Genomic DNA, 9,663 nt, shown 5'->3' on the forward strand with positions numbered 1-9,663 from the left:
GTCCGATCCCGAGGCGCGGTAACCGACGCCGAGGTGCGGTACCCCCGGGGGCGGCGCGGGCCTGCCCCCGAGGCGCGCGGGCCCCGTGGCGCGGTGCCAGACCCGTGGCGCGGCGCCAGTCCGGTGGCGCGGCGCTGGACCCGTGGCCCGGTGGGGTACCCGATACCCCACAGCGGCGTGATGGCCTGTGGCGCGGTGCGGCACCCGGCCCCGGCACCCGGCCCCGGCACCCGGCCCCGGCGCCCGGCCGCGGCATCCGGCCGCACGGGACCGGCGGCGGCCCCCATGCCCGGCATGTTTTTCCGCACACCGTGATCTGCGTCATGTCGGACACCGCCGTTCCGCGGGTACGGTACTGACAGCGATCGGCGTAACAAGGAGCGGCTTCGTTTGTCCCTGGACCTGTCAACCGTCATCACGGCGACCACGCAGTGGCTGGTCAGGGCCTATCCGGCGGCGGATGGGGCGATGAACGCGTCGCTCGCCGAGGCGCAGGCGCGACAGGCCGTGACGGTGGCCGCCTGGCTGCGCTACCCGACCCCCACCGACGCCGCCCTGGTGGCCCTTGCCGGACCGGGCGGCTCCTACCGGCTGGACTGGCTCGTGGACGCGCAGCCGTACGAGCTCGGCGGCCCCGACTGCGCCTGGCGCACCTGGGTGGACGAGGTCGTGGCGAGCTGGGCGGCGGCCCTGCTCACCTCCCCGGAGCTGGCGTCCGAGGCCGTGGCGGCGCTCGCCCACTGTGAGCACGCCGCCGCGTCCCCCAGGGAGTTCCGGCGGCTCACCGAGCCCGACGTGTACGACCGCCGGGCCGCGCCGTTGCTGCGCCACCCGGACCTGATGGCCCGCGTCGCCCAGCTGCACCACCCGCAGCTGTTGGAACGTCTGCGGCGGCTGCACAGCGACCGGACGCCCACCAGTGCGGCCTGACGCCACGGCCGTCGGTCGGCCTCATCAGGGCGCCGGGACCGCCCCTCGCGCGTTCACGGTGACCCGCTCCCCCCGGGCGCAGTGGATGACCGTGGACGGGAAGTCCGGGCGCCGGGCCTCCTCCAGGAACGCGGAGAGCGGGGAGCTGAAGGCGGCATAGTCGTCGTAGTGCACCGGCAGTACCCGCTCCGGCCGCACCGCCTTGACCAGACCGGCCCCCTGGAGCGCGTCCATGGTCACGATCAGCCCTCCCGGAAGCCGGGTGCCGCCCAGGTGGACCACGGCGAGGTGCACCTCCGGATAGCGCCGGGCGATCTCGTGGACGCCCGGGAACATCAACGTGTCACCGGTGAGGTACACCCGCAGCCGAGGGGGCCGTCCCGGTTCGCCGAAGTCCAGCAGACTCCCCATCACCGGCGGCAGCAGCCTCTGCCACCGGCCGGGGGCGTGCCTGCCCGGCAGCGCGGTGACCCGGACCTGGCTGTGGTCATGGACCAGGACGTGGTCGTGCCAGGTGGGCAGCCCGGTCGCCCGGCTGAACCCGTGGATGCCCTGGAGCCGCCGGGAGGCGTGCGGGGTGGTGATGATGGGCAGCGAGCGGTCCAGCCGCCGGCGCGCCACCCGGTCCCAGTGGTCGCCGTGCAGGTGCGAGAGGACCACGGCGTCGAGGTCGGCCGGGATGTCCCGGGCGGCCAGGGCGGGCTCGGTCAGCCGCCGGGACACCAGTCCCTTGCCCAGATAGGCGTACTGGCCCCGGTGCAGGAAGTTCGGGTCGGTGAGCAGGGTCAGCGCGCCGTAGCGGATGAGGAGCGTGGCGTTGCCGACGAAGAGGAACTCGGCGGCGCCCTCCGGAGGTGACGTCATGGCCCGACCACCGCCTCCCGCGGTTCCGGCCGGCCGGGGGTGAACAGACGGGGGCGGGGCCTGGGCTCGCTCATGATCGTCCTTCCGGCTGCGGCAGGTTGTATCGGCAACGCGCGCCCCCACGGAGTGCCCAGCCCCGTCCTCCTCAACCACCCCACGCTCCTGTAGGCCCGCGCCCTGACGGCCCAACGCCTGACGGCCCAACGCCTGATGGCCCAACGCCTGATGGCCCTGCGCCTTGACGGCTCCGCGTCGCGGGCTGGTCGTCGAGGAAGGCGCGCAGTGTTTCGCGTTCGTCGCCGAAGTGGGGCGGTGCTGTGCGGCTGTCGGCGGTCGTCGTCGTTGGCCTTCCGCGACCGTCGTCGTTGGCCCTCCGCGACGGGCTGGTCCGGCACCGGCGCGGCTGCCGGTACCGGACCAGCACCGACGGGGCTGCCGCCGCGGTCCATGGGACCACGACCGGTGGACCGCCCCGGAAGCCGGGAGGGGCGAGAACGCGGATCGGGCTCCTCGCCCGGGCTCGGGCCGTTCCGCCCCTGGCCGGGGGGTTGGGCCGTTCCGCTCCTGACCCGGGGCTGGGCTGTTCCGGGCCTGGCCGGGGGTCGGGCCGTTCCGGGCCTCGCCCGGGACGGGCGTTCCCGGCCCCCGCCCCGGTCCTGGCCCGGGACCGGGCCGCGCCGGGCCCGGTCCCGGGCCGGGGGCCGTCAGTCGTCGTCCTCCTCGAAGGCGTCGCCGATCTCGTCGACGATCTCCGCGGCGACCATTCCGCCGACGACGCCGACCGCGACACCCGCCGCCACGCCTCCGACGACCGCGGCGGTGCTGGGACCGGAGCGCCGCTGACCGTCGTGGTGCCCGTCGTGGTGGTGGTCCGCGTGTCCGTAGCCGTGACCGGGCGGGTAGGGCTCGCCGTGGCCGTAGGAGCCGTACGAGCCGTGGGTGGCGCGCTGCTCGACGAGCTGACGGATCCAGGCGTCGACCTCGGCGTTCCAGTCGCGGTGCTCGACGCCCTCATGGCCGACGGTGAAGAGCGTGAGGGCGTCATGCCCCGCGGAGAAGAGCCCGCCGCGCTTGTCGGCCTCCAGGACGACGTCCATGCCGCCCGGGTTCGCCAGGAAGGTCACCTCGAGCTCGTTGATGGCGTGGGCGTACTGCGGGGCCGGGGTGAGCTCGATCTCCTGGTAGAACGGCAGCCGCTGGCCGGTGCCGCCCACATGGCCCAGCTCCAGATCGGCGGACTTGAAGCCGAAGCCGAGCTGCCCCAGCGCCTCCAGAACGGCCTCCTGGACCGGCAGCGGCCCTACGGTCAGCTGGTCCAGATCGCTCTTGTCCTTCGCACCCGCGATCTCCAGCCCGGTGCGGACGCCGAGGATGATGCCCAGCGGCTGCCCGTACAGCTCGGTGATCGGCGTCTCCCAGGGGAGGTGGGCCGTGAACGGGAGGCTGCGGTGCTCGCCCTCGGCGAGCCGGAAACCGCCGCCGACGGTGAAGCGGTCGAAGAGGACGACCCCTTCGCGCTCCTCGTCGCCGCGCTCGTCCTCCACCCGGGCCACGAGTTCCAGCGTGATCTGCTCGATCTCGAAGTCCGCCTTGCCGCCCTCCAGATGGACCTGGCCGGTCAGCGGCCCGCCGGGCAGAACCGGGCCGGGGTCCAGCACCGTGTCCACGGTGGGACCGCCGACACCGAGCGAGCCGAGCAGTCGTTTGAACACCATAGCGGCGTTCACTCCTTCACGTATGCGTACTGTCGCGTGTGCGTGTGCGTGTGCGTGTGCGTGTGCGGTTGCTTGCCCGGCGGAGGACGGCGGTCGCGCGACAGCGGGCCCGGCGTCGCGGAACAATCGCGTTCCGGTGGCACGTTGACAGTTCGCCCTGCCTCCGCCCTGCCTCCGCGCTTCTACACGCATGTAAAAGCATAGGGTGTGCGCGCCCTCGAGTCGGCCCATGTCCCCGCGTTGGCCGGGGAAGTCCGAAAAAGATCATTCAGGCGGTCCGGCGGGGCGTCGCGCGGCAGGGCGTCGCGCGGCGCGTTGCCGCGCGGCGGGGACGTCCCCGCGCAGGCTGCGGGCCACGGTGTCGGCGAAGGCCCGGGCCAGCGGCGGAAGCGCGTCCCAGCGGCGCACGGCCCAGCCGACCGGCAGCGGCGGCAGGGCGGGGATCGGCACCAGCCGCAGTGGCCCCCGGTCACCGGGCACCGGCAGCCCCGGAAGCGCGGGCACCACGGCGCGTCCCAGGCCGAGTTCGGCCAGCAGCAGGGCCGTGTCCCAGTCGGCGACGCTGGTGTCGGAGCCGGCTCGTACGCCCAGTTCGGCCAGGGCCGCGTCGAGCCGCCCGCCGGACGTGGAGTTCGGCGGCAGCCGCACCAGACGGACATCGGCGAGGTCGGACACCTCCACGCGCGACCGGGCCGCGAGCGGATCCCCGGCCCGTACGGCGAGCACCCAGGGCAGTTCGACCACGGGCCGCTGCTCGATCCCGCGCACCGGACCGCCCAGGGTGATCCAGGCCAGGTCCAGATTGCTGGCGGTCAGGGCGTCGAAGCAGCCACGGCTGGAGCTCTCGGTCTGGAACTCCAGGCTCACCTTGGGGTAGCGCCGGCGGAAGGAGACGATCGCCTCGGCCATGAAGTGCCGCACGGTGGTGCCGCCGGTGGTGATCCGTACCGCACCGCTCTCCCCGTTGACCAGGTCGCCGAGGCGGCGCAGCGCCAGATCGAGCCCGGCGATCCCGTCGGCGGCGGCCTCGCACAGGAGGCGTCCCGCCGCGGTGGGCACGACTCCGCGCGGCTGACGCTCCAGCAGGCTGACGCCGGTCTCGCGCTCCAGCCGCTTCACCCGCTGGCTCACCGCCGACTGAGTGCAGGTCAGGTCCCGGGCCACGGCGCTGAGGCTTCCGGCGCGGCACACGGCCACGAACACCCGCAGATCATCCAGTGTCATGACCCCCAAAGTAGGCTGACTTCCAAGGCGAAGCTTGGGCTTGAGGAGCAAATCCCAGGATTGACTGGGGTGGTCATGGGTCGCGACGATCGTGGCAGGGCTCAGGCGGCAACCCGTACGGCGCCGGCACGAGGATCCGGACCGGGTGGCGGCGCGGTACGGGTGCCGACCTGCCCAGCACCGAAAGGACACGGACCAGTGCCTGCTGCTCCCCCTCCTGCCGCGGCCGACCACCGCGCCGTCACCCTGCTGCGCCGACTCGGCGCCGCGGGCATCGCCCACTCCGGCGGCACCCTCCTCACCCACCTCCAGCGCGTACGGGCCCGGCTCGCCGCCTGGGGAGCCCGCCCGGAACTCCAACTCGCGGGCCTGTGCCACCTGTGCTATGGAACCGACGGCTTCCCGGTCACCCTGCTGCCGCTCGGCCGCCGTGGTGAGCTGGTGGCGGTGATCGGCGCGGAGGCCGAAGCCATCGTGTACCTCTACGCGAGCTGTGACCGGAAGGCCGCCTGCCCGGCCCACGGGGGCGCCGAGGCGGTCTTCCACGACCGCTTCACCGGCCGTACCCACACCCCCGGACCCCGGCTGCTCCGGGACTTCGCCGAGCTGTCGGCCGCCCACGCGCTGGACCTCGCCCGCCTCGACCCCGTCCTCCGGGAGAGCCGGGGCTCCGAACTGCTCGCCCTGGCCGACCGCTTCCGCCCGCTGCTCAGCCGGTCCGCCTGGCTGGACTGCCACGCGGTCCTCGCGCCGTCCCCCCTGGCGCGCGACTGAGACCGTCTCCGCCGAGCCCCGCTCGTCCCGCTCGCCTCTCTCGTCCCGCTCGTCTCTTTCCCCCTCTCGCCCGGGCACGCGGTGCGCGGGCGCGGGCGCGGGCGTTTGATATCGCCGCAGGCGCGAGATCGCGAAACGGCGCGCCGAATCGTTTGCCTTTTCGGCTCGTTCTCGTCGGCGAAGCGCTCCGGGCGGAATTTTTTGATCACGATTTCTCGGAAGTGTTCGCGCACGGCAATAGCTTGGTCAACTTCATGAAGACAGTGAAACGATCTAGAATTCCGGCGTGAAGCAGATGACCAAATCAATGCCTTGACCGGGATCGCGCCCGGCACGGAAACTCAGATCGCACTCACGCATCAGGGGCCGCAAGCGACGTTCCGAGCCCTGCGATACCGATTTCGCGGGGGCGTGCGACCGGGGGAAGCGTACGGAGAAAGTGTGTGCGTGGCGGGAATCCGCGCGGGCGATCTTCACCTTCCCTCCTCATCTCTTGATGCGCTGAAGAGAATGGAGGGGGAATGCCGACGCACGCGGGCTATCCCGGTGTCTACATCGAAGAGCTTCCCAGCAGTGTCCGTACCATCGCCCCGGTCACCACCTCGGTGACCGCGTTCGTGGGCCACACCCGGCGGGGCCCGCTGAACACCCCGGTGCGCATCACCAGCTTCACCGACTTCGAGCGCCGTTTCGGCGGGCTCACCTCGCAGAGCGCGGTCGGCTACGCGGTACACCAGTTCTTCGGCAACGGCGGCACCGTGGCGGTCGTCGTCCGCGTGACCAAGGCCGGCACCGGCAAGGCCGCCCGCGTCACCCTCGACTCCACCGAGGGCCACAGCCAGTGCCCGGTGCTGGAGGTGCACGCCAAGGAGCCCGGCCACTGGGGCTCGGGCCTGCGACTGGCCGTCGACCACGACACCCCGTGCCCGCAGGAGACCTTCAACCTCCACGTGCTCGACGCGCGAGGCACCTCCCGGGAGTCCTTCACCAACCTGTCCATGGACCCCGCCCACGGCCGCCACGCCGAGACCGTGATCAACGCCGGGTCGGCGCTGATCCGGGTCAAGGCGGTCGGCGAGGGCCGGCCGGACCCCTCCGGGACGGTCTCCAAGCCGTTCGCCGGTGAACTCCCGGACCTGAACGTCGAGCTGACGGTGAAGATCGGCGAGGTGGAGCGCGCCTTCACCCTGTACGACCCGGACTGTGACGGCGAGGCTCCGTGCGACGTCACCGAACTGGCTCTGCTCCTGGAGCGCAAGCTGCGCGCACTGCCCGACGCGCCCGGCAAGCACGCCTTCGCGGGCACCGAGGTCACCGCGTTCGGCCGCCGCCTCCAGGTCGTCGCCGGCTCCATCGACCCCGGCGACGTGGTCCGCTTCCTCGGCGAATGCGCCAATGACCTCGGCCTGGAGGCATCGGTCAACCCGCCCGTCTTCGCGCTGTCCGGCGGCGAGGACGGCGCCCCGCCCGGCCCCCGCGACCTCATCGGCAGCGAGGCGGACAAGACCGGCCTCCAGGCGCTGCGCGACATCGAGGACGTCAATCTGCTGTCGCTGCCGGAACTGGCCGGGTACGACTCCGTGGGCGACATGGTCACCGTGCTGTCGGCGGCCGACCGGCTGTGCCGGGAGCGGCGGATCTTCCTGCTCGTGGACGCGCCCTCCGCCTGGGGCGGCGTGGACGCGGCCCGCGCCGGCATCGGCGCCTTCGAGCCGGTCCGCAGCGACCACGCGGCGCTGTACTTCCCGCACTTGCGGATCACCGACCCGCTCACCGGGCGGCTGCGCTCCTTCCCGCCCTCCGGGGCGCTCGCGGGCGTCATCGCCCGCACCGACGGCGAGCGCGGCGTGTGGAAGGCACCGGCCGGGACCGAGGCGCGGCTGGCCGGGGTGTACTCACTCGGCGTCCAGCTGACCGACCGGGAGAACGGACTGCTCAACCCCCTGGGCATCAACTGCCTCCGCACCTTCCCGGTGGTCGGCCCGCTGGTCTGGGGCGCCCGCACACTGAGCGGCGCGGACGCGCTGGACAGCGAATGGAAGTACGTACCGGTGCGGCGGCTGGCGCTCCATATCGAGGAGAGCCTGCGCCGCGGACTGCAATGGGTCGTTTTCGAACCCAATACCGAGCAGTTGTGGCAGCAGATCCGACTGAGCGCCTCCGGTTATCTGCACACCCTGTTCGAGAAGGGCGCGTTCAAGGGCGGCACTCCGCGTCAGGCGTACTTCGTCAAGTGCGACAAGGACACCACGACGGACGAGGACATCGCGAGCGGCATCGTGAATGTCGTGGTCGGTATCGCGCCGGTCAAGCCCGCGGAGTTCGTGATCGTCAAGATCCAGCAGATGGCCGGACAGTTCGAGATTTAGGAATGTGATGGCTGAGTTCCAGGTCAACGCCCATCGCTTCGACCCGTACAAGAACTTCAAGTTCCTGGTCCTCTGGGACGGTCGTACGGTCGCGGGCATCAGCAAGATCAGTCCGCTCAAGCGCACCACCGAGGTCGTCAAGCACCGCAACGGCGGCGACCCCAGCTCGCCACGCAAGTCCCCGGGCCGGTCCGAGTTCGAGGGGATCACCCTGGAGCGCGGCGTCACCCACGACCCCGAATTCGACCGCTGGGCCAACAAGGTCTGGCAGGTCGGCGCGGGGCTCGGGTCCGAGGTCTCGCTCGCCGACTTCCGCAAGGACATCATCATCCAGGTCCTCAACGAGGCGGGCCAGGTGGCCGTCTCGCACAAGCTCTACCGGACCTGGCCGAGCGAGTACCAGGTGCTCGGCGAGCTGGACGCCAACGCCAACGCGGTCGCGATCCAGAGCCTGAAGCTGGAGTGCGAGGGCTGGGAGCGGGACTACGAGGTGCCGGAGCCGGAAGAGCCCTCGTTCACGCACCCCGCGTAGGCGCGGTACGGACGGCACGGTCAACGGCACGGCACGTTACGGCGCACGGTTCGGCACGCGTCACGTCACGGCACACGGCGCGGCACGGTACGGCACGCGTCACGGCACACGTCAGGGCGCGGCACGGTACAGCACGCGTCACGGTACGGGGAGCGGACGGCCTGGAGATGGGGAACACGGGGCCCGCGGAGCTGCTGGCCATCTGGGAGGCGGGGCTGGCGCACCACGGCCCCGGCCGCGCCCTGCTGCTGCACCGGGCGGCCCGCCCGGAGACCGGCGCGGACGAACTGCTGTCGCTGCCGGTGGGTGAGCGCGAGGCGGACCTGTACGCCCTGCGGCGCGCGCTCTTCGGCGAGCGGATGCAGGTCCGGGCCGAATGCGGCGCGTGCGGCGAGGCCATGGAGTTCGACCTCGACACACGCGACCTGACACGTGACCTGACAAGCGACCTGGCGGCGCGCCCACGGGGACAGGACGGCGGGCAGGACGGCCCGCTCCGGGTGGAGGAGGGCGAGTGGACGGTCGAGTTCCGGCTGCCCACCGTCGCCGACCTCGAAGCGGCGGCGCGGGCGGCGACCGAAGGAGGCGGGGACACGGGGGCGCGGACGGCGGCCGAAGCGGGCGGGCGCGGCGTTTCGGGCGCGGACGGGGACGGTTACCCGGGCGCGGGCGGGCCTCCGGGTGCGGGCGGCCCGCTGGGCGCGGGCGGGCCCTCGGGCGCGGGCGGCCTGCTGGGCGCGGGTGGGGGCGGTGCCGCGGGCGGGGAGCACGCTGCGGGTGGAGACCACGCCATGGGCGGAGGCGGTGCCGTGGCCGGGGACCACGCCGTGGGCGGAGAGGATGCCATGGGCGGAGAGGCTGCCGTCGCCGGAGGCGATGCCACGGGGGCGTCCACCGCCGCGGACCGCGCCCGGCGGGCCCTGCTCGCCCGTTGCGTCGTCTCCGTGCACCGTTCGGGGCAGCCCGTACCCGCCGACCGCCTCCCGGCCGCCGAACTGCCCGAGCCGGTGCAGCGGCGGCTCGCGGAGGCCGCCGAACGCGCCGACCCGGCGGCCGATGTGACCCTCAACGTCGCCTGCCCCGCATGCGGTGCGGCCACCCGCGCCGAGCTGGACATCGCCTCCTACCTATGGGCCGAACTCGACCACTGGGCACGGGATCTGCTCCTCGATGTCCACCTGCTCGCCACCGCATACGGCTGGAGCGAGCCTCAGATCCTGGCGCTCAGCCCGCTGCGGCGCCGCTACTACCTGGA

The 9,663-nt window shown here is 72.8% G+C and carries 8 protein-coding genes; 5 read left to right on the plus strand and 3 right to left on the minus strand.

Features of this window, described 5'->3' with window-relative positions; all coding sequences use genetic code 11:
* The first annotated feature begins 390 nt into the window (after window positions 1-390).
* On the plus strand, window positions 391-930 hold the full coding sequence (locus AXW62_RS36820; protein ID WP_060948233.1) for a hypothetical protein: 540 nt from the start codon (window positions 391-393) through the stop codon (window positions 928-930).
* 24 nt (window positions 931-954) lie between these two features.
* Here the strand turns inward: AXW62_RS36820 and AXW62_RS36825 are convergent, their stop codons facing one another.
* From AXW62_RS36825 to AXW62_RS36835, 3 genes are all read right to left on the minus strand, one after another.
* Window positions 955-1,794, minus strand: a complete 840-nt coding sequence (locus tag AXW62_RS36825) for an MBL fold metallo-hydrolase (protein WP_060948234.1) — start codon at window positions 1,792-1,794, stop codon at window positions 955-957.
* Window positions 1,795-2,498: 704 nt separating this feature from the next.
* Entirely contained in the window at window positions 2,499-3,509 is a 1,011-nt protein-coding gene (locus tag AXW62_RS36830; protein ID WP_060948235.1) for a sporulation protein, read from the minus strand.
* Between the two features lie 264 nt (window positions 3,510-3,773).
* Entirely contained in the window at window positions 3,774-4,733 is a 960-nt protein-coding gene (locus AXW62_RS36835; RefSeq protein ID WP_060948236.1) for a LysR family transcriptional regulator, read from the minus strand.
* A 198-nt stretch (window positions 4,734-4,931) separates the two neighbouring features.
* On the opposite strand from AXW62_RS36835, the gene AXW62_RS36840 reads away from it, so the two are divergent.
* The 4 genes from AXW62_RS36840 to AXW62_RS46980 form a co-directional block, all read left to right on the plus strand.
* A complete protein-coding gene (locus AXW62_RS36840; protein ID WP_060948237.1) occupies window positions 4,932-5,507 on the plus strand; it encodes a DUF6817 domain-containing protein in 576 nt (191 codons plus the stop codon).
* A gap of 521 nt (window positions 5,508-6,028) precedes the next feature.
* Window positions 6,029-7,876 (plus strand): phage tail sheath family protein, encoded by a 1,848-nt coding sequence (locus AXW62_RS36845; RefSeq protein WP_060948238.1) that lies wholly within the window; start codon window positions 6,029-6,031, stop codon window positions 7,874-7,876.
* Window positions 7,877-7,883: 7 nt separating this feature from the next.
* Window positions 7,884-8,408: a phage tail protein gene (locus AXW62_RS36850; protein ID WP_030830729.1), complete on the plus strand. Its 525-nt coding sequence runs from the start codon at window positions 7,884-7,886 to the stop codon at window positions 8,406-8,408.
* 167 nt (window positions 8,409-8,575) lie between these two features.
* Window positions 8,576-9,663, plus strand: a 1,088-nt coding sequence (locus tag AXW62_RS46980; protein ID WP_060948239.1) for a hypothetical protein, incomplete at its 3' end; no start/stop codon positions are given.

This window comes from Streptomyces hygroscopicus subsp. hygroscopicus, from assembly GCF_001553455.1.
Lineage (GTDB): Bacteria > Actinomycetota > Actinomycetes > Streptomycetales > Streptomycetaceae > Streptomyces > Streptomyces hygroscopicus.